Origin of the sequence: Brevibacillus sp. HB1.3, from assembly GCF_013186635.1 — a bacterium.
Classification (GTDB): Bacteria; Bacillota; Bacilli; order Brevibacillales; family Brevibacillaceae; genus Brevibacillus; species Brevibacillus brevis_D.
In genome coordinates this window covers 206,749-231,697 of sequence record NZ_JABMIT010000005.1, presented here as the reverse complement: position 1 = coordinate 231,697, position 24,949 = coordinate 206,749, and the positions used below count along the sequence as shown (strand labels likewise).

General features: G+C 48.9%; 25 protein-coding genes and 1 riboswitch. Of the genes, 17 read left to right on the top strand and 8 right to left on the bottom strand.

Annotation, left to right across the window (positions count from 1 at the left end; genetic code table 11):
- Positions 1-23 precede the first annotated feature (23 nt).
- Positions 24-168, top strand: a riboswitch (FMN riboswitch).
- Positions 169-298: 130 nt separating this feature from the next.
- The 7 genes from ribD (at position 299) to HPY31_RS13995 (ending at position 7,617) form a co-directional block, all read left to right on the top strand.
- Positions 299-1,405 carry a bifunctional diaminohydroxyphosphoribosylaminopyrimidine deaminase/5-amino-6-(5-phosphoribosylamino)uracil reductase RibD gene (gene ribD, locus HPY31_RS14025; RefSeq protein ID WP_172141220.1) on the top strand — a complete coding sequence of 369 codons (1,107 nt, stop codon included), beginning with the start codon at positions 299-301 and terminating at the stop codon, positions 1,403-1,405.
- Between the two features lie 19 nt (positions 1,406-1,424).
- Positions 1,425-2,081, top strand: a complete 657-nt coding sequence (locus HPY31_RS14020) for a riboflavin synthase (protein WP_172141219.1) — start codon at positions 1,425-1,427, stop codon at positions 2,079-2,081.
- Between the two features lie 16 nt (positions 2,082-2,097).
- Positions 2,098-3,297, top strand: a complete 1,200-nt coding sequence (locus tag HPY31_RS14015; protein WP_172141218.1) for a bifunctional 3,4-dihydroxy-2-butanone-4-phosphate synthase/GTP cyclohydrolase II — start codon at positions 2,098-2,100, stop codon at positions 3,295-3,297.
- Positions 3,298-3,313: 16 nt separating this feature from the next.
- Complete coding sequence (ribH, locus tag HPY31_RS14010; protein ID WP_015893048.1) at positions 3,314-3,778, top strand: 6,7-dimethyl-8-ribityllumazine synthase; 465 nt, start codon at positions 3,314-3,316, stop codon at positions 3,776-3,778.
- 128 nt (positions 3,779-3,906) lie between these two features.
- Positions 3,907-5,409 (top strand): spore germination protein, encoded by a 1,503-nt coding sequence (locus tag HPY31_RS14005; RefSeq protein WP_172141217.1) that lies wholly within the window; start codon positions 3,907-3,909, stop codon positions 5,407-5,409.
- Positions 5,410-5,413: 4 nt separating this feature from the next.
- Positions 5,414-6,502 (top strand): GerAB/ArcD/ProY family transporter, encoded by a 1,089-nt coding sequence (locus tag HPY31_RS14000; RefSeq protein ID WP_172141216.1) that lies wholly within the window; start codon positions 5,414-5,416, stop codon positions 6,500-6,502.
- Positions 6,499-7,617, top strand: coding sequence for a Ger(x)C family spore germination protein (locus tag HPY31_RS13995; RefSeq protein ID WP_172141215.1), 1,119 nt, complete (start codon positions 6,499-6,501; stop codon positions 7,615-7,617). The genes HPY31_RS14000 and HPY31_RS13995 overlap by 4 nt, the downstream gene beginning before the upstream one ends.
- A 24-nt stretch (positions 7,618-7,641) precedes the next feature.
- Here HPY31_RS13995 and HPY31_RS13990 read toward each other — a convergent pair whose 3' ends face one another.
- From HPY31_RS13990 to HPY31_RS13980, 3 genes are all read right to left on the bottom strand, one after another.
- Positions 7,642-9,174, bottom strand: a complete 1,533-nt coding sequence (locus HPY31_RS13990; protein WP_172141214.1) for an aldehyde dehydrogenase family protein — start codon at positions 9,172-9,174, stop codon at positions 7,642-7,644.
- Positions 9,175-9,177: 3 nt separating this feature from the next.
- Positions 9,178-9,804 carry a TetR/AcrR family transcriptional regulator gene (locus HPY31_RS13985; RefSeq protein WP_172141213.1) on the bottom strand — a complete coding sequence of 209 codons (627 nt, stop codon included), beginning with the start codon at positions 9,802-9,804 and terminating at the stop codon, positions 9,178-9,180.
- A gap of 110 nt (positions 9,805-9,914) precedes the next feature.
- On the bottom strand, positions 9,915-10,922 hold the full coding sequence (locus HPY31_RS13980; protein ID WP_172141212.1) for a M23 family metallopeptidase: 1,008 nt from the start codon (positions 10,920-10,922) through the stop codon (positions 9,915-9,917).
- Between the two features lie 206 nt (positions 10,923-11,128).
- Here HPY31_RS13980 and HPY31_RS13975 point away from each other — a divergent pair, with 206 nt between their 5' ends.
- The 4 genes from HPY31_RS13975 (at position 11,129) to lipA (ending at position 16,139) form a co-directional block, all read left to right on the top strand.
- The gene (locus tag HPY31_RS13975) at positions 11,129-11,680 is read left to right on the top strand and encodes a DJ-1/PfpI family protein (protein ID WP_015893041.1); all 552 of its coding nucleotides are present in this window, start codon (positions 11,129-11,131) and stop codon (positions 11,678-11,680) included.
- Between the two features lie 135 nt (positions 11,681-11,815).
- The gene (locus HPY31_RS13970) at positions 11,816-12,943 is read left to right on the top strand and encodes a metallophosphoesterase family protein (protein WP_172141211.1); all 1,128 of its coding nucleotides are present in this window, start codon (positions 11,816-11,818) and stop codon (positions 12,941-12,943) included.
- Positions 12,940-15,135 carry an ATP-binding protein gene (locus HPY31_RS13965; protein WP_172141210.1) on the top strand — a complete coding sequence of 732 codons (2,196 nt, stop codon included), beginning with the start codon at positions 12,940-12,942 and terminating at the stop codon, positions 15,133-15,135. The genes HPY31_RS13970 and HPY31_RS13965 overlap by 4 nt, the downstream gene beginning before the upstream one ends.
- A 101-nt stretch (positions 15,136-15,236) precedes the next feature.
- Entirely contained in the window at positions 15,237-16,139 is a 903-nt protein-coding gene (gene lipA / locus HPY31_RS13960) for a lipoyl synthase (protein ID WP_047073014.1), read from the top strand.
- 67 nt (positions 16,140-16,206) lie between these two features.
- Here the strand turns inward: lipA and HPY31_RS13955 are convergent, their stop codons facing one another.
- Positions 16,207-17,169, bottom strand: a complete 963-nt coding sequence (locus tag HPY31_RS13955) for a YhcN/YlaJ family sporulation lipoprotein (RefSeq protein WP_172141209.1) — start codon at positions 17,167-17,169, stop codon at positions 16,207-16,209.
- A gap of 79 nt (positions 17,170-17,248) precedes the next feature.
- On the opposite strand from HPY31_RS13955, the gene HPY31_RS13950 reads away from it, so the two are divergent.
- On the top strand, positions 17,249-17,914 hold the full coding sequence (locus tag HPY31_RS13950) for a YutD family protein (protein WP_172141208.1): 666 nt from the start codon (positions 17,249-17,251) through the stop codon (positions 17,912-17,914).
- Positions 17,915-17,983: 69 nt separating this feature from the next.
- On the opposite strand, the gene HPY31_RS13945 is transcribed toward HPY31_RS13950, so the two are convergent.
- The 3 genes from HPY31_RS13945 to glpX form a co-directional block, all read right to left on the bottom strand.
- Positions 17,984-18,415 (bottom strand): hypothetical protein, encoded by a 432-nt coding sequence (locus tag HPY31_RS13945; protein WP_172141207.1) that lies wholly within the window; start codon positions 18,413-18,415, stop codon positions 17,984-17,986.
- A gap of 153 nt (positions 18,416-18,568) precedes the next feature.
- Positions 18,569-18,838 (bottom strand): DUF3055 domain-containing protein, encoded by a 270-nt coding sequence (locus HPY31_RS13940; RefSeq protein ID WP_015893034.1) that lies wholly within the window; start codon positions 18,836-18,838, stop codon positions 18,569-18,571.
- Positions 18,839-18,850: 12 nt separating this feature from the next.
- Positions 18,851-19,825 carry a class II fructose-bisphosphatase gene (gene glpX, locus HPY31_RS13935; protein ID WP_064201371.1) on the bottom strand — a complete coding sequence of 325 codons (975 nt, stop codon included), beginning with the start codon at positions 19,823-19,825 and terminating at the stop codon, positions 18,851-18,853.
- A gap of 242 nt (positions 19,826-20,067) precedes the next feature.
- Here glpX and hepT point away from each other — a divergent pair, with 242 nt between their 5' ends.
- The 5 genes from hepT to HPY31_RS13910 all read left to right on the top strand — a co-directional run bounded on the left by hepT (position 20,068) and on the right by HPY31_RS13910 (position 24,355).
- The gene (gene hepT / locus HPY31_RS13930) at positions 20,068-20,502 is read left to right on the top strand and encodes a type VII toxin-antitoxin system HepT family RNase toxin (RefSeq protein ID WP_064201372.1); all 435 of its coding nucleotides are present in this window, start codon (positions 20,068-20,070) and stop codon (positions 20,500-20,502) included.
- A 111-nt stretch (positions 20,503-20,613) separates the two neighbouring features.
- Positions 20,614-21,243, top strand: coding sequence for a helix-turn-helix transcriptional regulator (locus tag HPY31_RS13925; RefSeq protein ID WP_064201373.1), 630 nt, complete (start codon positions 20,614-20,616; stop codon positions 21,241-21,243).
- Positions 21,244-21,349: 106 nt separating this feature from the next.
- On the top strand, positions 21,350-21,916 hold the full coding sequence (locus HPY31_RS13920; RefSeq protein ID WP_253901799.1) for a hypothetical protein: 567 nt from the start codon (positions 21,350-21,352) through the stop codon (positions 21,914-21,916).
- 258 nt (positions 21,917-22,174) lie between these two features.
- A complete protein-coding gene (locus HPY31_RS13915; protein WP_172141206.1) occupies positions 22,175-23,416 on the top strand; it encodes a DUF4073 domain-containing protein in 1,242 nt (413 codons plus the stop codon).
- Between the two features lie 159 nt (positions 23,417-23,575).
- The gene (locus tag HPY31_RS13910; RefSeq protein ID WP_172141205.1) at positions 23,576-24,355 is read left to right on the top strand and encodes a TIGR01457 family HAD-type hydrolase; all 780 of its coding nucleotides are present in this window, start codon (positions 23,576-23,578) and stop codon (positions 24,353-24,355) included.
- On the opposite strand, the gene HPY31_RS13905 is transcribed toward HPY31_RS13910, so the two are convergent.
- The gene (locus HPY31_RS13905) at positions 24,350-24,865 is read right to left on the bottom strand and encodes a phosphatidylglycerophosphatase A family protein (RefSeq protein ID WP_064201376.1); all 516 of its coding nucleotides are present in this window, start codon (positions 24,863-24,865) and stop codon (positions 24,350-24,352) included. The genes HPY31_RS13910 and HPY31_RS13905 overlap by 6 nt on opposite strands.
- Positions 24,866-24,949 lie beyond the last annotated feature (84 nt).

Genomic DNA, 24,949 nt, shown 5'->3' with positions numbered 1-24,949 from the left:
TATTTTTCATAAAACTTCATAGCGACAATCTTCAGGGCAAGGTGAAATTCCTGACCGGCGGTAATGGCGTACGTACGTCTGAGCCCGCGACTCGCTGACTACACTGGCAGCGACTGATCTGGTGAAAGTCCAGAGCCGACGGTACAGTCCGGATGGAAGAAGATTTTGTGCTTTCTTCATTTGTTTTTTTGAAAAACGGATGAGGTAAGGCTTCTTTCCCTATGCCCTGAAACGCTTTGAGGTTTCAAGGGCTTTTTGTGTTGTTTGGCTGGAATGCTGGAATAGAAAGGAGTGCGGTATGGAACAGGACAGCAAGTACATGGATCTGGCGCTGGAGCTGGCACGATCGGCACGAGGTCAAACCAGTCCGAATCCCATGGTCGGAGCTGTGATTGTGAAGGATGGAACCATCGTCGGAATGGGAGCGCATCTGCGGGCAGGAGAGCCCCATGCTGAGGTGCACGCACTGCGGATGGCAGGGGAAAAAGCGCAAGGTGCGACCGCGTACGTGACCTTGGAGCCTTGCAGTCACTACGGGAAAACTCCGCCGTGTGCAGAGGCGTTGATCGCAGCTGATGTACGTCGTGTCGTTGTAGCGACGCTCGATCCGAATCCATTGGTGGCGGGACGAGGAATGGAGATGCTGCGGGCAGCAGGAGTGGAAGTAGCGGTGGGCGTGAGAGAAGAGGAAGCGAAGACGCTCAATGAAGTCTTTTTCCATTACATCCAAACAAGACGTCCATTTGTGACGGTAAAGACAGCCAGTACATTGGATGGGAAAATCGCTTCATTCACGGGACACAGTCGATGGATTACTGGTGCAGAGGCTCGGGCAGAGGTGCATGAATTGCGCAGGCAGCACGATGCGATCCTCGTTGGGGTTGGGACGATTCTCGCGGATGACCCCCTGTTGACAGCGCGGCAGGAGGAGCAGCGTTTTGGAAGCCAGCCAGTTCGCGTGATTTTGGACAGCCATTTACGGACGCCGCTGGATGCCCATGTGGTCCAGAATGCAGATGCGAAGACATGGATCTTTGCGACAGATGCAGCCCCAAAGGAAAAGCAGGAGCTATTTGCGGCAAGCGGAGTAAAGGTCATCACAACGGCAGGGCCAATTCGCGTGGAAAAGGTGCTGGATACGTTGGGAGAGTTGGGGATTACCTCGTTGCTTGTGGAAGGCGGGCAGGAGGTCAATGGCTCCTTTTTGCAGGCGAGAGCGATTCAAAAGGTCGTGAGCCATATCGCGCTAAAGCTGATCGGGGGAAGCGGTGCACCTTCGCCATTTGGAGGTCAAGGCTTTGCGACGATGGGAGAAGCAGTACAGCTGGCAAATGTCACGATCACGCCGATCGGGAAAAGCGATGTACAGATCTGCGGGTACCCACAATGGGAGGATCAGACGTAGCGAGTGAGGAGGAGAGAGCATGTTCACAGGACTGGTCGAAGAAGTGGGCGTGTTGGAATCGATTCAAGGGAACGAGCAGGCGAGTCGACTGGTCATCCGCGCACAGCAGGTACTCGAAGGGGTGAAGCTCGGTGACAGCATCTCGGTCAATGGTATTTGCCTTACCGTTACTTCTTATACCAATCGCCAGTTTAGCGTCGATGTGATGCCAGAGACGATGAACAAGACGAGCTTGAACCAATTACGCAGTGGACAGCGAGTGAATTTGGAGAGAGCGATGCGGCTGGGGGACCGATTCGGGGGGCATATCGTCTCCGGACATGTAGACGGGACCGGAATGGTTGCTTCACGAGAGGTGAATGCGAATGCTGTCGTGTTTCGGATCGAGGCCAAACCGCAGCTGTTGAAGTACGTGATTGCCCGTGGATCGATTTGTATAGACGGCATCAGTCTCACTGTGGTGGACGTAAACGATAGCGGTTTTACCGTTTCGATCATTCCACATACGCTGGCGAATACGAGTCTTGCAGACAGACGCCCTGGGGACTTGGTGAATCTCGAAACGGATGTCATCGGCAAATATGTGGAGCGTTTGTTAGGCTATCAAAACCATGGCACTACAGAAAAATCTGGTGGGCTCAGTCTAGCCTTTTTACAGGAAAACGGCTTCGCGTGAGTAGGAGGGAGAAAGCATGTTTCACAGCATAGAAGAAGCATTGGAAGATTTGCGTCAGGGCAAGGCGGTCATCGTGGTAGACGATGAGGATCGAGAAAACGAAGGAGATTTTGTCTGCATGGCCGAAGCGGCTACGCCTGAAATGATCAACTTCATGATCACACATGGCAGGGGACTCGTTTGCGTACCGGTGACAGAAGAGCACGCAACTCGCTTGCAGCTGGCTCCGATGGTGAATGCCAATACAGACAAGCAAGGAACGGCTTTTACCGTGTCCATCGATGAAGGGAGTACACACACAGGGATATCCGCTCATGAGCGTTCTCAGACGGTCTTGGCCATGCTTGACGAGCAGAAGGTCGCAGACGATTTCCGCAGACCGGGACATATTTTTCCGTTAATCGCGAAGGCTGGCGGTGTATTGCGCAGAGCGGGACATACGGAGGCGGCAGTTGATTTGGCTCGCTTGGCGGGGGGCATTCCAGCCGGAGTGATCTGCGAAATTATGAATGAAGATGGCTCCATGGCACGTCTGCCGCAATTGGTAGAGATCGCACGTCGCTTTGATCTCAAGCTGATTACCATTGCAGACTTGATCGCGTATCGGATGCAGACGGAATCCATGGTGAAAAAGGAAATCGAAGTGCAGCTTCCGACCGCCTACGGTGATTTTCGGATTGCCGCTTACACGAATGAGCTGGATGGCAAAGAGCATGTAGCTCTCATCAAGGGAGAGATCAGTCCGGATGAGCCGATTCTCGTCCGCGTTCACTCGGAGTGCTTGACAGGCGATATTTTCGGCTCTTATCGCTGCGACTGCGGCCCACAGCTGCACGCAGCATTGGAACAGATCGAGGCGAATGGACGCGGCATTTTATTGTACATGCGCCAGGAGGGCAGAGGCATTGGCTTGATTAATAAGCTGCGTGCCTACAAGCTGCAAGAGGAAGGCTTGGATACGGTTGAGGCCAATGAAAAGCTAGGATTCGCCGCTGATCTGCGAGATTACGGTATTGGTGCGCAAATTTTGCGGGATTTAGGCGTGCAACGCATGCGGCTTTTGACTAATAACCCACGAAAAATTCGCGGGCTTACCGGTTACGGATTAACGGTAGAAGAACGGGTGCCGCTTCAAATGCCGGAGCATCTGCACAACAAACAGTACCTAGCAACAAAACAAGAGAAGCTGGGTCACCTGCTTCATCTGCAAGGATAAGGAGAGGGAATAAACGATGAGAACATTCGAAGGACATTTGGTTGGAACAGGTTTGCGTGTAGGGATTGTGGCAGGACGCTTTAACGAATTAATCGTAAGCAAGCTGGTCGGAGGGGCTCTCGATGCCCTGAAGCGTCACGGTGTAGAGGATGAGCAGGTAGATGTGGCATGGGTACCGGGTGCGTTTGAAATTCCGTTGATCGCCAAAAAAATGGCGGAATCCGGTCGCTATGATGCGGTTGTGACATTGGGAGCTGTCATTCGTGGCTCCACTCCACATTTTGATTATGTCTGCAATGAGACCGCAAAAGGCGTTGCGTCTCTATCACTATCGACGGGGATACCCGTTATTTTTGGTGTTTTGACGACAGACAATATCGAGCAAGCCATCGAGCGAGCAGGAACAAAAGCAGGCAATAAAGGCTGGGAAGCAGCAACGGCAGCGATCGAAATGGCTAACTTATCTAAGCAGTTCGCTTAATCGTTTCATATGGGTAGCGAGATAGTTCAACGGGGGCCTCGGCTCCCGTTTTCTATTTTTTTTGGATAAAGTAACCACAGATAGGTCAAAGTAAGAAAGATTTTCCTGAAAAAAAAGGGGGATCTAGCATGAAACCGACTGATTGGTGGAGAGCGCAAGTAGAGGCCATACAAGCAAAGCAGCGCATCCGTTCGGTTCATGCGCAGCGAAGCGAACAAATTACACCGGATATGGTAAAACAACGTATGCAAAACGTGGATGACCTCAGCAGCTTGTCATTGAAGATGAATGACGAGGAGGTACACGTTTTTTTTCTCGATTCGCTGGTGGATGTGTCCCAGATTTATGAGAATGTCTTTCTTCCGTTGCAGCGTTCCGATGGTAGAGATCCGATGGAGGTGCTCCCTTTCTCACAGGAATGTCTTCTTGACGATATGGAGACGTTGATGAGTAACTTGCTACGCGGTCATACCATCTTGTTTTTTCTGGAAAGGGATCTCATTCTTCATGTGAATACATTTCAGGTCGCGCATCGTTCCATTACAAAATCCGAGACGGAGGCAACCGTCCTTGGACCGCAAGACTCCTTTGTTGAAATGCTGGAGATCAATTTGTCCTTGATCCGTAGAAGACTCGCTACGTCTCATTTGAAAGTATCGAGCTACACGATTGGCACTGAGGCGCACAACAAGGTAGCCGTGATTTATTTGGACAACATCGCGAACGCGGAAAATGTGGAGCGCGTGAAAAAAAGGATCGACAATGTTACTTACCATGGATTTGTCGGGATGCCTGTCTTAAAGCAAATGCTGGAGGACAAGCCGTATTCTCCGTTCCCGCAGTTTGGCTTGACGGGTCGGCCTGACAATGCAACAGCAGCTTTGTTGGACGGCAGGATCGTAATCATGTTGAATGGAAGCCCGGATGCCGCGATCTGTCCGACGTCCTTTCTGGAGATGTTTAGCAGCCCCGAAGACTTTTACAATCGATGGTCTACGGCGAGCTTGCTTCGAATGATTCGCTTTTTCGGATTGTTTATCACCATTATGCTCACCTCCAGCTACGTCTCTGTCTTGACGTACCATCCGGAAATGCTTCCTCCCGCTTTGCTGACGATTTTGTCTGAATCGCGCAGTCGGGTGCCTTTTCCGCCCGTGATCGAGGTGCTCATTATTGAGCTCGTCATCGAGATCTTGCGGGAAGCGGGGATACGCATGCCGACTAAAATCGGTCAGACAATCGGTATCGTTGGCGGTATCGTGATCGGGACAGCCTCTGTACAAGCGGGGTTAGCGAGTAATATCCTGATCGTCCTTGTTTCTGTATCGGCACTGCTTTCTTTTGTGCCACCCAATTTTTTGATGAGTAATGCGATTCGGCTCGTTCGCTATGGTTTCATCTTGATGGCAGGTATATTGGGTATGTACGGCCAGATGCTGACACTGGCGTTTTTATTCGCGCATTTACTCAATTTGACTTCTCTCGGTACGCCGTACATGGCCCCGGGAGTTCCGCGTCAATGGACCGATTTGATGAATGGTCTCGTACGTGCACCATTGAGGTTTATCGTCAATCGCAACCGCATGTCCCGGGCAAAGCAAAAGAATATCCGGCCAGTTGGGGAGGACTAGGGAGATGGATAGAGGGAGAATTGACAGCCTGAATCCGATCCTAGTAATCGGATTGATTATGAATACGATAGTGGGGGTCAATTTACTTGGACTGGCTCATTCTGCCAGCAAACTAGGCTACAATCTGTGGTGGTCTCCGATTTTGTTGGGATGCATCGTCAGCTTAACGTTAATTCCGATGATGGCCTTGTGCCGGCGCTATCCAGAGGATAATCTTTTTCGGATTCACGAAAAGCTGTTGGGAAAATGGCTGGGACGCTGTTTTAATATCCTGATTATCGTCTATGCCATTCTGAATGTATCTACCGCGAATGAAGGATATGTCAGGCTGGTGCAAACCTCCATGCTGAACAATCAGACAGTCACATTACCTTTGATCGGATTGACTTTGGTCATGGTCTATATTACAAATGGCGGCATCAAATTGATCGCGCGTTTTTGTCTGCTAACTTTCTTTTTTACGGGCTGGATGGTTTTTCTTTTGCAGTACGGATTTCAAAAGGGAGGAATTACGCATATTTTTCCTCTTATTAATACCGATTGGCGCAGTATAGCAGAAACCATACACAATTCTTCCGCGAGCATGCTTGGATATGAATTGGTCCTGTTTTTCTATCCATATATCCAAGAGAAGAACAAGGCACACAAGCATGTGCTGATTGCGGTATGGAGCGTTGTTTTGTTATACGTCCTGATTTTGATCACAAGCGTATCTTATTTTTCCGAATGGCAAATGGACAATCTCATTTATCCCGTATTGAATTTGTTTAAGGCTGTAGAGCTGTCTTTTTTGGAGCGGATTGAAAATCTCGGGATTGGTCTCTGGGTCTTCCTCATTCTTAGCACGAGTACGGGATACTTGTGGGTTGCCCGTACCGGTTTGGAAGAAATAGCAGGCAAGATGAAGCTGTGGCATCTGCTTTTACCGACAATCATTTCGTTTCTATTCATTGTGGGGCCATTATCTGTAGAAAAACAACGCTATATTTATGACAAGGTTTCTGTTTATATGGCCTATGGATTGATCTTATGGCCGATTTTTTTGTTATTGCTTCATTCCTTGAGGTTCGGTAGAGGAGAGCAGGTATCATGAAGAGGGCGAGCAGGTTCATTGCTACGGTTATCCTCTTGCTCAGCCTTTGCGGTTGTGGGGGCGAACTTGAACGGCCGACACTGGAAGACATGGCCATGATTGGGGTTATGGGCTTCGATTATGTGGATCGTAAAAAGATAGATATCACCGTATCCGTACCGGTTCCCTCCAAAAATAAAGAATCCACGCAGGTATACGCTACGGTTGCCTCGATGACGAGTGAAGCGATGCTTAATCTCGCGACAAAAGCGGAGAGGACTATGTCCCTCTCACAGTTGCGCGTGATTTTGTTCGGGGAAGAATACGCACGCAAAGTAGGGATCGGAAAAGTCATCCTTGATCTCTATCGCAATCCGATTGTCGGAGAAAATGTACACATTGCCATCGTAAAAGGAAAAGCGAAAGATGTCATCAAAGGAACCTATAACCACAGTCCGGAAATCAACACGTATATGAACAACTTGCTCCATCCGCGAATGGAAACGGCCTTTTCGTCTTTTGCGACCATTCACGATTTTGTTTTTATGATGACTAGCAATACGATGGACCCCAATCTTCCTTATCTTATCCGCAGTGACGGAGAGATTCAGATCACCAAGGTGGCCCTTTTTCGAGTGGACAAGATGATTGGAATGTACTCACAGCGAGAGGGAAAGCTGGTTCAGGGGTTTCTGGGTAGAAAGCGCTTGCCCCGTATGAGCTTCGAGTTCAAGCACGAAGCGAAGACAGGTAAAAAACAAACGGAAAAGGTCGTCTTCGATTTTGTACGGGCAAAAACGAAAGTAAGAAGCAATGGCAACCTGAAAAAGCCTGTCATCCACATCGAGCTTCGGGTAAGAGGGATGCTGGTGGGCTATTCAGGCAGCAAGGATTTGGAGAAGCGGGGGCAATTTCGGACCATGGTTCAAGAGCTTGAGAAACGGATCAGTAAGGAAAGCATGGAGATGCTGGTGCGTTTTCAAAAGCAAGGGGTTGACCCGGCGCAGATCCAGGAGAGCATTCGCCAAAAATATGTTGGCAAATGGACACGCGAAACGGGTCTCGCCCTATATAAAAAAGCGAAATTCACTATCAAAGTTCATGTGGACATCGTCGGTTTTGGCACACTGAAATAAGGAGCAGCAGCATTTTCGCTGTGGTTAGAACAGACGCTTGAATTCGCGCCAGATCGCACCCAAAGTCCGGCGATTTACATTTTGGAGCTTGCCGTACAACAGGTTTGTCAAACCAATAAAGGTGAGCTCCTGATCTTTCGTATACGGATACCAATTGAACTCACGCTTGCGTTTGCCCGGATCATGGATGACAGAAATGCTATGCGTAAAGGCTTGCAATCCTGAAGGCCCGCGATAACGACCGATGCCACTCTGTTTGACCCCGCCAAAAGGAAGATGGGGATTGGCGTAGCTGATAATGACGTCGTTGATGCACACATTGCCGCTATCGAGCTGACGAGCTACGCGATCCGCTTTTGTTTTATCGCCTGACCAGACGGAGGCATTCAGCCCGTACGGTGAGCTGTTAGCCAGACGAACAGCCTCCTCTTCGGTGGCAAAAGTCATGATGGGCAACACTGGACCAAAGGTCTCTTCCCGCATGATTTTCATGTCAGATGTCACGCTTGTGAGAATGGTCGGCGCGATATACATGCTGTCAGAGGAAGGAAGTCCCCCGGTGACCGCAGTCGCGCCAGCGGCCAGTGCTTCGTTCACATGCTCACGGACAATTCCGATTTGTTGGGAAGACGTCATCGAACCGACCTCGGCCTGATCTGGATAGCTTTGGCGCAATGCTTTTGTCTTTTCGGTGACCAGCTTGAGAAAATCAGGATATACCTTTTCATGGACAAAAAGCCTTTCCACAGACATACATACCTGTCCCGAGTTCGTAAAAGCCCCCCACACCGCGCCATTTGCTGCCCGCTCCAGATGAGCGTCTTCGAACACGATCATCGGGTCTTTGCCACCCAGCTCCAATTCAACAGGGATCAAATGCTCCGCCGCCGCAGCCATAATTTTTTTGCCTGTCGCAACAGAGCCTGTAAAAAATATTTTATCTGGGCGAGCAGCCACTAGCGCCTGTCCAGCTTCGCGTCCCCCATGAAGGACGGTCACGACTCCATCTGGCATAGAAACAGCGGAAAACACTTCTTCAATGAGCAGTCCGGTAGAAGCAGTAACCTCGGAAGGTTTTAAAATAACGGTATTGCCTGCTACCAGCGCAGATAATACAGGAATGATGGCAAGCTGAAACGGATAATTCCACGGAGAGATGACCGCGACGACACCCATTGGCTTGTAGTGGATATACGATTTCTTCGGCCACAGCACGATAGAGGTCGGTACGGGCTGATCGGCCAGCATCTGATAAGCATGTTTTTCATAAAAACGGATCGTGTCGACAGTGACGAAAATTTCGGTCATGTACGCTTCTAACGTAACCTTTCCGGTAGCCTCACTAATTTTTCGGGCGATTTCTTCGCCGTGATCGACTAAATAGTGCCGCAACCGTGTCAAATAGTCCAGACGCTCAGCCAACGATGTAGTAGACCAAGCTGGAAAGGCAAGGCGCGCACGTGCCACCGCGTCTTCTACTTGTACTGGAGTCGCTTCCTGTAAAGAGCCAAGCTGCTCACCAGTAGCGGGATTTTGCATAGACATGACTGCCATCATGATTCACCTCGATTCAGGAGAGTAGGATTTAGTTGAGAAGAGTGTATGCATCAAATGGGCAAAGGTCTGTTCAAAGCGGGCAATCGCTTCTTCCGGATTCTGTAACTCATCGAGTAAAAATTGAAAAAGGAATCCGTCGATTGCAGAGTAAATGAGTGAGATTGCGGAGTCTTCGTCGATGGTCAATGAGGTTTGTTCTTCGAGCTGCAATCGAACAAGCATACGAGAGATGAGCTGATGAAGACGAGATCGAATGACTTTTACCTGTTCACCAAATACTGGAACGTACATGGCCTGTACCTGCAAGTCATACCAGAGTCGATGAAGCTTTCGATCTTCTTGTAGACTACGGCACAAAACACGGCCTAAAGCTGCTGACCATTTTCCAGATGGAGCTGCGAGTACTTCGCGTTCCAGCTCCTCTATAAAACGTCCTTTGTAGCTAGAGATTACAGCGAGCAAAAGCTCTTCTTTGCTTGCAAAGTAATAATGCAGAATGCCGAGTGAGACGCCAGATTCCTTGGCAATGTCGCGCAGGGAAACAGCGGCATACCCTTTTTCAGCCAAACAAGCAGTCGCTTGCTCAATCAAAAATGCCCGTTTTGCTTCGGCTTTTTTCTGGGTAGTCACTCTCACACCTCTTTTTTTGGACAACTGTCCAGTTTTTCTGCTTTTATTGTATTTTTTACGGATGATGTCTGTCAATGAAAAGAGCTACCCATAAAAAGAAAGAAGCGGCTTCATTGCCGCTTCTTTTGCCGTTCCCATCGTCGTAAATACGGATAAGGATCAAATGACCAATCTGCGCCACCTGTCTCCCGGTACATACCGTAATGCAGATGGGGAGGGAATTTGCCAGAAGTGCCGGGCTTCCCATAACCAGAGCTGCCGATATATCCGAGGACTTCTCCAGGCTCCACGATGTCACCTGGCTTCAGCCCCTTTTTAAATGAGGACAGATGTGCAAAGTAATGGTACACATTGCCCATGTCACGCATGCCGATTCGCCATCCGCCAAATCTGTTCCAGCCGATTACTTCGATGACTCCGTACGCTGTGCTGAGGACAGGAGTGCCGTGACTCGCAAAAATATCTGTCCCCTCGTGGATGCGACGACCACCCCAGCCGCGTGGCGCCCCCCATGTACTACGGTAGCTGTAATCGTACCTCGCGGGGATAGGAAAATGCCGCTCATCTAGGTCCAGGTGTTGATACTTTGCATACACCTGCGCGAACTGCCTGATCGTCTTCACGGAACGATCCCGCTGATAGTAAGACCAGAGACCGATTTGCCAATCTTCGTGGGAGTAGCCGTACTGGGATAGGTAATGAATGAAAGTAGTGAGTGCATCGAGATCGTTGTGACGATCTGCGACACCATCGCCATCTCCATCCATCCCAATCCCTTGAAAAAATTGGATAGATACCGGATTCGTATCCTCCGCGTCAGGATTGAACGCTCCTGCCCAACGATCACTTGGGATGTCCACAGCTGTTAGCCGCGAAACGTTTTCTTGCTCCTGCTTCTTTCGGCGTATTTTCATGGTACGCTCGTATTGATCAATGGCTGCCAAATAATTCCACGGAATGCCGTACATCGATTCCAAGCGCAAAAAAACTTGCAGACGCTTTTGAAGAACCGGGTCTTGCTCTTTGGCGGACGGAGCGATTCCGGCGACGGATTCTAGTGGAGAAATAGCTGCAACCACGCACAAGCTGATCTGAATGATTAGGCGGAAAACTCGCATGCCGTCTCCCTCCTGCCTCGTAGTCTTTTGTTGTAGTTTCTGCCAGTTGGAGTGAATTATCCAAGATACTTTTGGAAGGGCTTTTGATTGTTACCGAGGAAAGTTTTGTAAATTCGCAGTGGTAGAGGCAGGAGCACACCCTATCGTCAAAGAATTGAAATCTGGAGGAGTGTATTCCTTAAAAATCGTCATGAGGAGGCTGTGTGATGAGCAAAAAAGTGTTGATTGTAACAGGCGACGCTGTAGAGGCATTGGAGGTTTTCTATCCGTATTACCGCTGCTTGGAAGAAGGGTATGAAACGGTCATTGCAGCGCCCAGCGTGAAAACCCTGCACACCGTTTGCCATGATTTCGAAGCACACAGTGAGACATACACAGAAAAGCCTGCTTATCAGCTTCCCGCCCATGTTGCCTTTTCAGATATTAACCCTGAGGCGTTTGACGCTTTGATTATTCCGGGTGGACGAGCACCAGAGCATATCAGGCTCAATGAACACCTGAAGCCGATTGTCGCGCACTTCTTCGAGACGAACAAGCCAGTCGCAGCCATCTGCCATGGCTCTCAAGTATTGACGATTGTTCGCGAGCATTTAGCCGGTCGTGAAATCACAGCGTACCAGGCTTGCAGACCCGATGTAGAAGCGTGCGGAGCGATCTACCAAACGGAAACGCTCCATGTCGATGGCAATCTTGTTTCCGGACATGCTTGGCCAGACTTGCCAGGCTTCATGCGTGAATTCCTCCATTTGCTCAAGTAAACAACCAGTCCCCAAACTTCCGTCATTGCTGGCGGAAGTTTTTTCGTTCTGACAGATGCTTTTCATCCAGCCTTTTCCTCTGTATCATAAAGGGAAAATATGTTCGTCTGTTTCATGTGAGGAGTGGAAATAATCGTGCTGTCATTTATTCATACAGCGGATGTCCATCTGGATGCGCCGCTTCAAATGTTGGGGGAGCGCTACGAGCTGCGTCAGGATGATTTTCGTCAAACGATGAAAAGAATCCGTGACCTCGTTCGGGAAAAGGAAGCAGACTTCTGGCTCATTGCTGGAGATTTGCTGGAATACCACGGGGGAAGACGATCCACTGCCTTGTTTTTACGTGATCTTTTTGCCAGCATCGCGCCACTTCCTGTCGTGATCGCACCTGGCAATCACGATCCGTGGCGAGCGGATTCGTTTTATCAAACATTGGAATGGTCGGGGAACGTCTACTGGTTTACACCCGAGTGGGGGGTGTATGAATTTCCCGAAAAGTCGTGCGTGATCTACGGCTGGGGCTTCGGGCAGCCTCATGTGTACGAGTCGCCACTCGATACATTTCCAGGAAAATTGGAAGGGTATACCCATCATCTGATGGTTCTGCATGCCAGTGTGCTATCCAATTCAGGAGAAGAAGAGCATCATCCGTACGCGCCTGTCACCTTGCAGCAGCTCGTACAGACGGGAATGGATTATGTTGCAATGGGACACATTCACAAACCGGAATCATTCATGCATCCTGTCAAAAAACAGCCGTTCGCAGCTTACCCAGGCTCTCCAGAAGGATTGACGAGCAAAGAAGCGGGAGAACGACATGTTTTGTATGGAGAGCTGGATCATGATGGTAGGTTGCAGCTCACGGCGATTCCTGTACAATCACGCAAAATTCAAAAGCTGGAAATCAAAGCGAATGGAGTCGAAACAACTGAGCAGCTCATTGATCGAATGGAGCAGCAACTCATAGAGGAAAACGACTCCGATATGATGTACATCACGCTGATAGGGGAGAGAGCAGCCCATTTTCAACCTCCCTTGTCCGTCCTTCAACAGCGATTTTCCCGATTTTTTTTGTTGCAGCTGACAGACCAGACCTGGCCTGATGTGGATGAGGACAAGCTGATCGCAGATGGTGGCGTCTGGGGGAGATGGCTTTCCAAACTGGCAGAGGCGGAGTCCCGTGCGCAAAATGAGGACGAGCGAGAAATCGTCAGGCTAGCCAAACAAGAGGCTTTGGCGCGGATTGGAGGGACCATTCGATGAAAATAGAGGAGTTAGTGCTGGGGAGCTTCGGAAAATGGCAGGATGCTTCCTTTCGTTTTGCTCCGGGCATCAATTTGTTTTATGCCCCCAATGAGTCAGGAAAATCAACCATCCTACAAGGTATTTTCGCTGCCTTATATGGAATGAAACGCGATTACGTCAAAACGGCGCGATACTTGCCTGAATATGAAAAGTACCGTCCGTGGCAGAGTGGCTCATATGAAACGATTATTACTTATAAATTAGCGGGCAAAACCTATCGTCTGCACCGTCAATTGACGAAGGAAAGGGAGGAGGCACGCCTCTTTTTGGACCCCGAATGGACGGAGCTGACTGATCTTTATTTGGAAGACAGGCGCAAGGAACGGAATTTTATCGAAAAGCACACGGGCCTTACACGCAGTCTATTTACGGATTTGACGTGGATCAGGAGGGAACCGCTTCAAGCGGCTGAGCATTTGATTCCGACTTTTACGACTGCGGAAGAAGCCAATCCGGCTGTCCAACAAATTTTGGCGGAGCTGGATCGAGAGGTTGCCCTCATCGGAAAAAAAGAACGGGCCGAAAATACACTTTTGGGAAAAGCCGCTACGAAGGTGGCGCAAAAAGAGCAGGAGAAAGAAAACGCAAAGGTAGCTTGGCGAACAATCAGCCAACTGACGCTGCAAATAGCGGAAGCGAAAGAAGAATGCCAGCAATTGGAACTGCGGCGAAGCCGATTGCAGCAGCATCTGGAGCGTTCAATTGGACAAGCAAAGGCGTTGCAGGAACGCTGGCAACGAAGCCATGCTCCTATCAGTCAACAAGACTGGGAGTGGTGGGAGCAAACAGCTCATTCAGAGGGCGAGTTGGCCATTCATCAAGAGGCAAAACACGGTCTCACTCAGGTAAACATGCCGACGGTAGCCGTACAACAGATGGATGACCAGCTTATCCCCTTACAGCACGATTATGAAAAAGGAACACAATTGCTCAAACAGCGAGAAGCACTGCATATTCGTTTGGCGACATTGGCGGTGTCCGCCCTTTCTACAAGTCCGCGAAGATCAGCATCACGCAGCACCCGACAAGGCAATCAGGCAAAAAGGAGACGGGGAGCTGCTCTTATGTGGGGCGGCGCAGGGATATTGTCTGTTCTCGGGTTAATCGGCTTCGTGAGTGGACATCCCATTCTGGGAGGGATTTCTGCGACTGTCGCTTTGTTGCTGTTTGGATTTGGGGTTTTCTTGCTGCGAGTAGGCGGGAGTACGGGCGGAGTCAAACAGACAGCAGATCAAGATGCGGTACAGGATAGTCAAAGGGTACAAGAAGAGATCGCTTCTATCGATGCTGAGGTCGCGACACTTGTTCAGAGATGGGGTGCGAATAATTGGGATACATTTTTGGAAAGACGGGAAGGGCTACTGAAAAGCACAAACAAGCAACAATCTGAGCAGCTTCTATCGGAAATGGCGAAAACGAAGCAGGAAGCTGATCTGTCTGCAAGCTGGGGTGAGGCACTTCGCAACTTGCTGGATCAGGAAAAAAACGCGCTTGAAACCGAGCAAGGCAAATTACGCATCGAGATGGCAGAGATTGAGGAGAGACTGCAGGAGCTGCGGGAACAAATGGCAAGAGGAAGTGGGGAGATGGCGGTTCACGAGAGCCTGTCATTATCTCGTGCAACGGATGAGCTTGAGGAAGCGCAGGCAGCACTTCGTCAGCTGCAAAATAAGCGAGATGCCCTTCAGCTGGCTCGGGAAATGCTGCAGGAGGCAGTAGGGGAATGGCGGCGAGATAGCACACCCGCTGTGAATCAGCAGGCTTCGGAGATCATCGAGCATATTACAGGGGGAGCGTATCGGGATGTCAGACTCGATCCCCGTGACGGATTTGCCGTTCGTTTGCTTGCGCCGACCAGACAAATGGTGCTCGAGCAGGACCAATGCTCCACTGGGACCATCGATCAGCTTTACCTTGCCCAGCGTTTAGCCTTGATGCATCATGCCAAGCAGTCGGAGCCATTGCCTCTCTTTTTCGATGATCATTTTGTCCATTATGATGAAGAACGCCTTCGTCGAACGCTTGACTATGTCACAATGCTGGCACAAGAACATCAAGTGTTTCTCTTCACCTGTCATGAGCGAGAGCTACGCATGCTTGCGCCATTGCTTCGCCAAGAGGAGCGCCATGCTATTCACCGAATCGGGTAATTGTTTCCGGGGCAGGAAAGAGGTTGCCCCTCCGAAATCCAACCTCTATAATGGAAATTGTTATTGTCTTGTACCATGATGTCACATGAGGAGTGAGCCCTATGACGCAACGCAAGCCGGAGTGGCTCAAGATCAACCTTGTTTCAGGATCAGAACTAGCCAGCTTTAAAGAGCTTAAGCAAACCATGCGCACGAAGACGCTACATACCGTTTGTGAAGAAGCAAAATGCCCCAACATTCATGAATGCTGGGCAAGCGGTACAGCAACTTTCATGATTTTGGGTGATATATGTACCCGAGCCTGTCGGTTTTGTGCAGTAAAAACGGGATTACCGACGGAGCTGGATACAGCTGAACCGGAACGTGTAGCAGAAGCAGCCGAACAAATGCGTTTGAAGCATGTCGTTGTTACTTCCGTTGCTCGTGATGATTTGGCAGATGGAGGCGCACAGATTTTTGCCGATACGATTCGTGCGATTCGTCGTCGACTGCCGTTTGCTTCCGTAGAAGTATTGATTCCCGATTTTATGGGGAACTGGGATGCGTTAAAAGTGGTTATGGACGCAAAGCCTGACGTACTCAACCACAACATTGAGGCGGTTCGCCGGATGTCAGATCGTGTACGGGCAAGAGCCAAATACGATCGGACGCTGGAACTGTTGAAAAAGGCGAAGGAATTCCAGCCCAGCATTCCGACGAAGTCCAGTCTGATGATTGGTGTAGGCGAGACGATGGAGGAAATCATCGAAACGATGGATGACCTGCGTTCTGTCGACGTCAACATCATGACGATTGGTCAGTATTTGCAACCGACCAAGAAGCATTTGAAAGTAGAAAAGTTTTACCATCCAGATGAATTTGCTCGCTTGAAGGATGAAGGCATGAAGCGTGGTTTTAGCCACGTGGAGTCAGGGCCATTGGTGCGCAGTTCGTATCACGCTCACGAGCAGGCGAGTGCCGCGAAAGAAACGATTGCAAAAGAATCCATGCCGAAAGCGCAATAATAAGTAACCCCCTCAACCGCCCATAAGAGCGCTGAGGGGGTTTTTTACTACTTGGGGGAGAGGGCTTTTAGCGGCTGGTTGTTGTCTTCGCGTTATGGGATGTTCCACCCATACGCTTGACGAGCGTGTCAATGCTTTTCGCATCTTCTGTACGCGCTGTACTCACATTGCTGGAGCGACTTGCTACACGAGCGATTTCTTGGATGTCATTCGGATTATCGGTTACATACACTTTGTAATAGCGTGGTGAAACCGATTCGGCGTTCATTCTTGCCTGTTTTTTCGCTGTGTGCGCATCTGCTCCTTGTGTATGCAAGCCTACAAAAACTTCTTTGTCCGTTACCAAGACGGTAGAACGCTGTACGCCAGGGCAGCTTGCAGTGACATTCCCTACAGCTTTTGCCAATGCTTCACGGTCTACATAGACGTTTGTTACACTGGCAGTTCTCATATGCTGACGGTCAGTCTGCACATAGCCCATGTGTGGCATTCCAGTTTGCATGACACCTGCTCCACCGCGGTTTGTACCATGCTGCTGGTAAATGGAATGGTTTGTACCAGTTGGTGCATTGTAAACACCCGTTGTACCCAAACCAGCTTTATGATCCGTAAAGGCATTGTACGGTCTCATTCCACTCGTGTAGGCGTTGTAGTTGTTTACATGTGGGTAAGTACCATTTGGATATGCACCATAGTTATTCCCAGCATTGTTGGTCAGTCCCATGCCATTGCGGACATGAAGTCCATCACGAGTGCCGTCGTAGTTGCGGACGTGGAGCCCGTCGAGACTAGTGGTGCCAGCACCAGTGTAATTACGGGTATGATGATACCCGTCAATGTTCGTCGAGCGCATGCCATCGTAGTTACGGACGTGCAATCCATCAAAATTTCGGACGTGCGGAGCAGACTGGTTCGACATCGTCTTGTTCGGATGCGTGTAATTAGGCGCAGCATTATTTGCACAACCAGAAGCCAACAGCACAATACCTGCAATTGCAGGATACAACCATGTCTTTTTCAATGGTAACACCCCCTACACGATAGAATGTCCAAAGGCACAGGTCAGTTATCGTGGGAAATTTAGCTCATGTTGCGTGAAATATGATAAGATGGACGTAGTATACATGCGTAAGGAGGAAGCGAGTTTGATTCGCACGCAAGCCGGTACTTATGAAGTCATGGAAGTAAATCGAGACGGCTGGAACCTTGAGGCGTTCAAGGAGCGCTATAGCGACATCCTCGACAAGTACGATTATATTGTAGGGGACTGGGGCTATGGTCAGCTTCGTCTTCGTGGGTTTTATATTGACGCTAATCGCAAAGTACCGTTCGAGCAGCGAATCGCCGCTTTGGATGAGTACCTGCATGAGTTCTGCAATTTTGGTTGTCCGTACTTCGTTTTGCGCAAGGTAAAAGCAAACGTTGGCAACGGTGACGACCAAAGTGGGCAAGACGAAGCTGGTTTTGATGCCATTATTGATATTCGTCAGGACATTCCTCGTGAAGAGGGTGGCTCTTCGCCTTATGTAGAACGTAAAGAACGTAGACGTTATCACCCGCGTCAAAATAAACAGGATCGCCAGAACAATGCTGGCGCTGATCGCAATGGGGCAGGGAGAAACGAACGTGGGGAGAAGCCAAAGTTCCAAAAGGATCGCCCTGATAAAAATGGTAAGGATTCCAACTCACGAGAGCGCCGTCCCAATCAATTCAAACCCAATCGCGAACGCGATAAAGTCCCAACAGGACCAAATACACCAAAGCGTGAGTCCTAAAAAAATCAATCAGAATAACCGAAGCATAAAAAAGAGCCCTGGATGTCAGGGCTCTTTTCGTTTTTCGATCTAAAAACCACCGAGTCCGCCAAAACCACCGGGTCCACCGATACCACCGGGTCCACCGAAGCCGCCGGGTCCACCGAAGCCACCAGGTCCACCGAAACCACCAGGCCCACCAAAACCACCGGGACCCCAACCAGGCCAGCCCCATGTGGGCCAATAACCAGGCCAGCAAGTATTGCATCCCCACCAAGGATATGGCTGTGGGACGACAACGACCTCAGGACCGCGTCTTCTACGGAAAAAGACTGGGTGAGCCTGATCTTCTGGAATGTATTGAAAATCCTGGCCTGATGAGTAATAAGGTGGCTGGTCATATTGTGCGGGAACAAATTGGTTTTGATCGTATTCGTTTTGATCATATTGGACTTGATCGTATTGGTTTTGGTCGTAAGAACTTTGGTCATAAGAGCTTTGGTCGTATGGATAAGATTGCATGATGCGAATCGCACTCCTCTCGTTATCTGTCTGTGCATCTGTGCAGTAGCAGTATACGAGGCATACGCCTGTAAGGAGCATTGTCCAGCAGGAAATGGGCGGAGGTTATCAATAAAAAAAGGAAGAGCCCGCAATGGCTCCTCCTTTGGTGAATTAAATGGCTGCTTCCAAAAATGCTTTCAATTCTTCGGCTTCACTCTCGTTCAAGTTGAACGCGAATTCCAGATAGCCTTCTTCTTCCAGATCATCATGTCCAATAATCGCGGAGCGTCCATTTTGAATGTTGATGACAATCGCCTTCCCATAAAAACGGTTGGTCGTTGTAATCGCGAGGTCAAAACGCGTAGCTTCGCCCGTGAAGCTGACAAATCGCGTTCGAGTATCTTCGGCTTCGTCGTACAAGTAGAACAAATCATTTGCCATGTAGGTGTCCCTCTACTTCCATAAAAGATTTGGTTTGTGTTCGGTATTGTGTACAGCGCGGACAAAGCGAATGGTTTTGGTCTTGGCACGCATGACGATCGAATGAGTTTCCACCATATCATCACCGAGGTAGCGTACACCTTGCAACAGCTCTCCATCAGAAACGCCTGTTGCCGCAAAAATGGCGTCGTCCCCTTTGACCAGATCGTTTAGCGTCAAGAGCTGCTCCGGATTGTCGAGCCCCATTTTGATGCAACGCTCGCGTTCGCTATCGTTTTGTGGCTTGAGCTGGGCTTGCATGTCGCCACCCAGGCACTTAATCGCTGCGGCACTGATCACGCCCTCTGGCGCACCACCGATCCCCAAGAACAGGTCAATCCCTGTATGCGGCAGACAGGCAGCAATCGCAGCACCTACATCGCCATCTCCGAAAAGCTTCACGCGTGCACCCTTTTCACGAATGGCGTCAATTATCGCCTGATGGCGGTCACGTTCCTGAATAATAACCGTCACATCTTGTACGCGCTTGTTGTTTGCTTTTGCTACAACCTCTATCATTTTATCCACGGGATCGTAAAGGTTGATTTGTCCGGCAGCACGTTTGCCGACGGCCATTTTCATCATGTACATGTCTGGTGCATGCAACAGGGTGCCACGGTCCCCGATGGCAATAACAGACATGGCATTGTTGTGACCCTTGGCAACAATCGTTGTTCCTTCAAGCGGGTCAACCGCCACATCTACCTCAGGCCCGTCTGCTTCCTGGTTACCGAGCTTTTCACCGATATAGAGCATGGGGGCCTCATCCAGTTCACCTTCGCCAATGACGACGGTACCCCTCATGTTGATCGTGTCAAACATGGCGCGCATGGCGCTGGTCGCTGCTCCATCTGCTTCATTCTTTTTCCCGCGTCCCATCCAGTGAGAAGAGGCGAGTGCAGCCATTTCCGTTACCCGCACAATTTCCAGTGCCAATTCGCGTTCCACAGTGTGTTCCTCCCCTTATGCTTGCCGGCAAAAATTCACCCCATCATTGTAACATAAAGTAATACGCGATTCGTGACAGGTCGTACAAATTTGGTATACTGAGGGATGAAAAGAGGTGAAACCGGTGAGCAATTCCTATTTGCAGGAAGGGGAATTGGTGCTTCTCGTCCTGGTGCTAACATTTGTGTTTACTGTTTACTACTCAAAACGCAAATCAAAAAAGCGAAAATAAGGAGAAATATATGTACGACGTGAATACAAAACGAATCGACCAAGTATTGGAACATATGTCTCGTATGCTGGATCTGTTGGACAAGCTCAGTGAACGAGGAGCCAAAGAGGTTTTGGCAGATGAAGTAGCTGTTGCTGCGATGGAGCGAGCCCTGCACTTGTCTATCGAAGGAATAGTGGATGTCGGAAACGCGCTGATCGACGGATTCATTATGCGAGATCCAGGAAGCTATAGCGACATCGTGGAAATTTTGCGGGATGAGCAAGTCATCACGGATGAACAGGCTTTGATCCTGACACGTGTAACTGATTTCCGCAAGCATCTGGTCAATGATTATACAAGTGTGCCGATCAATGAGATGTACAGTCTGGTAGAAGAAGCGACCAGTACTATTCGTCAGTTTGAGCCACAGGTAAGAGCCTTCTTGAAAAAAGAACTTTTTTAAAAAGTCATTTTTAGTCTGTCGCCATGTAGCGGATATTTTATACAAAAGACTTTCGTTTGTTTACTAAAACGTCTTCATCCACTACAATAGGTAGAAAGGACGGTGATACGTATGACAAACGAAGGAACGTCCACTCGTGATCAAATCCTGCACATGCTCAAGGTCAAAGGTTCACTCCCTGTCAGCGACATGGCCGTCGAGCTAGGGATTACGGAAATGGCGGTACGCCGTCATTTGAACACCCTGGAGAGAGATAATTTGATCAAGTCTACGCTTGTTCGCCAAGCGATGGGACGCCCAACGAATGTTTATTCATTGTCGCAGGAAGCAGACGAACTGTTCCCGCGCAATTATTCTCATTTGACATTAGATTTTTTACAAGACATAAAAGAAATCGACGGTTTGTCCAAAATAGAAATGCTATTTAGACGCCGCGAGAATCGCTTGGAAGAGACTTATCGCTCCTACATGCAAGGCGACCTGGAAAATCGTGTAGCCAAGTTGGCCGAGCTGCAAAACGATAAAGGCTACATGGTGGAATGGGAAAAGGACGAAAACGGAGACGGCTATCGGATTCAGGAGTTCAATTGCCCAATCTCGCAAGTAGCCCGTGAATTCAACCAAGCGTGTAGCTGTGAGCTTTCCTTGTTCCGTCGGGTTTTGAAAGCCAATGTGGAGCAAACCACGTGCATGGCAAAAGGCGGAGACAAATGCGTGTTTCACATCAAGGAAGCGAAATAAAATAGCTAAACGACAGTCCACTCGAATCGGGTGGATTTTTTTCTTTTGTTCACAAGATTACCCTAATGCTGGAACGATTGTGTAATACAGTGGTGGTTATTGTAATATGAAAATTAAAAAAGGAAGAAAACACCTCATGAAGAGATCATTCTCCATCATATTGGGCTTATTCCTCATTTTGGCTTCTTGCAGCACAACATCATCGGAGCCTACGCATAATCAATTCAAAATTACTTTGACTGATGTATTCAAACACCAACATACCTCCTCGGTCTATCAGTTTGAATTTATTACGAAAGAACTCTCCAATGTAAAAGACAAAGAGAGGTTGGCATATCTATCAGGAATGATTGATAGCTATTTGATTTCCAACCCCCTTTTCCTCCCAGCCATTATCTTTAACAATGGAGAAACAAAACAGATTATTGCCGATGAAAAATTACAATCCGAAATCGTAATGTTGTACCAGAATAAAAAAGAATATCTTAAAAAGATTCAGTCCTTAGCAAATGAGAATAACCTTATGGAGATCCAAGGTAAACAAGATGAACTAAAGAAACTAAGTGAACTTATGGGGAAAATAAATGATAATAGGCTTTTCAGTAACGATAAGCAAAAAACTGATTCATTCAAGAAAGACCTAGAAACTGTTATTCAGGCATTCCCCAAATAAGAACGATGCAGGCACAGGACTCGGTTAACGTCCTGTGTCTTTTTTCTATAATCAGGCAGGTATTAAGTACCTTTTTTCTCCATTCTAGCAATCTTAATGTTGGTTTAACGTTTTCTTTATGTTGGACATTTACTATTTAGGGTGCAAAAGAACAAACAAACACACAGAAAAACAACAGGGAGGCGGGATGAATCAGGGAAATATTGGTAGTGCGGATGGATGGGCGTCGTGACGAAAACAGATGAGGAGAGATCCGTAATGAAAAAAATGGTATCAGGTATAGCTGCTTCTGCCATCTTGTTGGGTGGAATTCTGCCAGTCGTTGATTCTGCTCATGCAAAAGACAAAATTCCTGAGAAAAAGATGACGATGACATTTGACGTGATCAGTGATATCCAGGGAGACCTCCGAGATTTTGGGCACGTTTTGCAGGACATCAATGAGGAAAATCCAAAATCCAAAGCGCTGATCATTAACGGTGATATTACTCCACGCGGTTACGATTTTGAATATCAAGCTGTACAAGATGTGCTCGATAAAAATCCTCATCCCGAAAACGTGTGGTCCAGCATTGGCAATCATGAGTTTTATGTGCCGAAGTGGAAGAATCCCCAAACGCTTGCACAAAGTTCATGGCCAAACGGCACAACGGAAGAAGAGCTGTTCGATAACTTTTACCAATTCAGTGGAGAAGACAAAGTCTATCACCAAAAAGAAATCGATGGATATCCTTTCCTCTTCCTCGGCACAGAAAAATACATGAAATACCACGATCCAAAATTGTGGGATGAAGTTTACATGAGCGACGAGCAACTGGATTGGCTGAAAGATAATCTGAAGCGTTATAGCAAGAAGGACAAGAATAAGCCCATTTTTGTATTCTCCCACCATGTGCTCCCGGACAGTATCTCGGGCTCTAGGCAAAGTCCATACACGAACGATTACCTGGATGTGGACAAGCTCCTCGACATCTTGAAAGACTATCCGCAAGTTGTTTTCTTTTCGAGCCACACCCATTGGGATCTGAACCTGCCGGACTGGGCAGGCAAGAAGAAAGTCAAAGGTGGAGACAAACGCGGCTTTACCGTCGTAAACACGGCAGGCATTGAAACGGGATGGATGTCAGCTGGTCCAGACGGGGGCGAAAAAGTCACGCCGGATGGAGGAGCTTTCAAGCAAGGACTACGCTTGCAGGTGTACGGTAATGATGTCGTCATCCAAGCGTATGACTATCAACACGACAAAGTAATTAAGCAGCTCAGCATCCGTTATGGAAAAATCGAGCAGTTGCCGCCGGATGTACAGGCGGATGATGAGAATAATGTGCTTGTGAACGCGACGGAATACATGGAGTACGCAGTTGGCAAGCAAAAAAACTGGCAGGATTATGATCCCGAAAATCCACCGACATTTCCAGGATACCAGAACGTGTATGTCCGTCATAAAGGGGAAATGAACCTGGAAGCAGGCACGCCAGTCATGGTCAAATTCAAGAAGTAACGACATTGTGAATAAAAGGGCCGATCGGGTCCAAAAACAAAAAGCAGGAAGCGGAGGAAGGCCGTTTCCTGCTTTTTGCGATAGGAAGGAGGAAGGATTACACTAAGAGGGGAGAGCCTGTTCAATCGGCTTACGACAACAGATGGGAGATGGAACAACGTGAAACCATATAAAGGCTATTTGCTTGATCTGGATGGGACGATTTATCGGGGAAAAGAAGCGATTCCGGGAGCAGCAGCATTCATCACCCACTTGAAAACTCATCAAATTCCGTATTTGTTCCTGACAAATAATTCTTCAGCCTCTGCACAGCACGTCGCAGAACGACTGGTAGCAATGGGCATAGAAGCACAGGCTCGGGACGTGTATACCACGAGCATGGCGACCGCTACCTATTTACAAGAGCATGCACCGGCGGGTACACGCGTCTATGTGATTGGAGAGGCGGGCTTGCATGATCAGCTGACGGATGCAGGCTATGTAATTACCGAAGAAGATCCGGCTTATGTCATTGTCGGGATTGATCGTGCTTTTACGTATGAAAAGCTGGCGATCGCCGCACGCGCTATCCGCGCAGGAGCAACTTTTCTCGCTACAAATGCAGATGCTGCCCTGCCGACAGATGCCGGTCTGTTCCCTGGCAATGGTTCACTGGTGGCAGCCGTTTCCGTTGCCTCCGCGACCAAACCAATCGTGATTGGCAAACCAGAGTCCATTATCGTCCGGTACGCACTGGATCAGCTTGGTACTGCTGCGGCTGACACGCTGATCGTCGGGGACAATCTATATACGGACATTGAGGCAGGTGCCAACAGCGGCTTGGACAGCTTGCTCGTTTTGACCGGCTATTCCACGCGCGAAGAAGCAGACCAGCATCATGCTGCTCCTACCCATATTGCGGAAGATTTGCCGGAATGGCAGCAGCGAATCTCACTATGATTCAGCGCATTCTTCCTGCTGCTTCTGGCGGTGGGCAATGCGGCTGGAGGCGGCTGCTGCGACCGCACCAACTAGATCGTCCAAAAAAGTATGGACACCATTACGCTTGTCGTTGAGATCCGCGAGTTTGCCGTGCTTCAGCTTGTCTACATAACCGAAGTTGGTGAATCCGATGCTTCCGTACAGGTTGACAATGGCAAGGGCGAGTACCTCGTCTATGCCGTATAGCGGCTCGTCTGTTTCAATAATCGCCTGGAGCGGGGGAAGCAGCTGCTTTTGTTCAGCGAGGATATCGAGCTGAATCCCGGTCAGCAACGCGTTTTGGACCTCGCGTTTTTTCAAGACAGACGACACACTGTCGAGACACATGTCCAAGGTGATGTCCGGGATGTATTTTGACTGCAGGAACATGACAATTTCAGCAATGTCGTTCATACTGACTCCTCGTTTTTCCAATAACTCAAGAACGAAGTCCAGACAACTCTCGCTATTTAGTGGATGCTCACTCATGCTTGTCGCTCCTCCTTTTCGGCATGAATGTATCTAGTATCTGCATACAGATAGGCACCTATCCCGATCTACCGACATACAATG

Coding starts and splice junctions, on each gene's coding strand:
- HPY31_RS13995 (WP_172141215.1), top strand. CDS start 6,499: ATGAAGAGGGCGAGCAGGTTCATTGCTACGGTTATCCTCTTGCTCAGC.
- HPY31_RS13920 (WP_253901799.1), top strand. CDS start 21,350: ATGAAAATTAAAAAAGGAAGAAAACACCTCATGAAGAGATCATTCTCC.
- HPY31_RS14015 (WP_172141218.1), top strand. CDS start 2,098: ATGTTTCACAGCATAGAAGAAGCATTGGAAGATTTGCGTCAGGGCAAG.
- hepT (WP_064201372.1), top strand. CDS start 20,068: ATGTACGACGTGAATACAAAACGAATCGACCAAGTATTGGAACATATG.
- ribD (WP_172141220.1), top strand. CDS start 299: ATGGAACAGGACAGCAAGTACATGGATCTGGCGCTGGAGCTGGCACGA.
- HPY31_RS13980 (WP_172141212.1), bottom strand. CDS start 10,922: ATGCGAGTTTTCCGCCTAATCATTCAGATCAGCTTGTGCGTGGTTGCA.
- HPY31_RS13925 (WP_064201373.1), top strand. CDS start 20,614: ATGACAAACGAAGGAACGTCCACTCGTGATCAAATCCTGCACATGCTC.
- HPY31_RS14005 (WP_172141217.1), top strand. CDS start 3,907: ATGAAACCGACTGATTGGTGGAGAGCGCAAGTAGAGGCCATACAAGCA.
- HPY31_RS13905 (WP_064201376.1), bottom strand. CDS start 24,865: ATGAGTGAGCATCCACTAAATAGCGAGAGTTGTCTGGACTTCGTTCTT.
- HPY31_RS14020 (WP_172141219.1), top strand. CDS start 1,425: ATGTTCACAGGACTGGTCGAAGAAGTGGGCGTGTTGGAATCGATTCAA.
- ribH (WP_015893048.1), top strand. CDS start 3,314: ATGAGAACATTCGAAGGACATTTGGTTGGAACAGGTTTGCGTGTAGGG.
- HPY31_RS13990 (WP_172141214.1), bottom strand. CDS start 9,174: ATGATGGCAGTCATGTCTATGCAAAATCCCGCTACTGGTGAGCAGCTT.
- lipA (WP_047073014.1), top strand. CDS start 15,237: ATGACGCAACGCAAGCCGGAGTGGCTCAAGATCAACCTTGTTTCAGGA.
- HPY31_RS13965 (WP_172141210.1), top strand. CDS start 12,940: ATGAAAATAGAGGAGTTAGTGCTGGGGAGCTTCGGAAAATGGCAGGAT.
- HPY31_RS13915 (WP_172141206.1), top strand. CDS start 22,175: ATGAAAAAAATGGTATCAGGTATAGCTGCTTCTGCCATCTTGTTGGGT.
- HPY31_RS13950 (WP_172141208.1), top strand. CDS start 17,249: ATGGACGTAGTATACATGCGTAAGGAGGAAGCGAGTTTGATTCGCACG.
- HPY31_RS13945 (WP_172141207.1), bottom strand. CDS start 18,415: ATGCAATCTTATCCATACGACCAAAGCTCTTATGACCAAAGTTCTTAC.
- HPY31_RS14000 (WP_172141216.1), top strand. CDS start 5,414: ATGGATAGAGGGAGAATTGACAGCCTGAATCCGATCCTAGTAATCGGA.
- HPY31_RS13940 (WP_015893034.1), bottom strand. CDS start 18,838: ATGGCAAATGATTTGTTCTACTTGTACGACGAAGCCGAAGATACTCGA.
- HPY31_RS13975 (WP_015893041.1), top strand. CDS start 11,129: ATGAGCAAAAAAGTGTTGATTGTAACAGGCGACGCTGTAGAGGCATTG.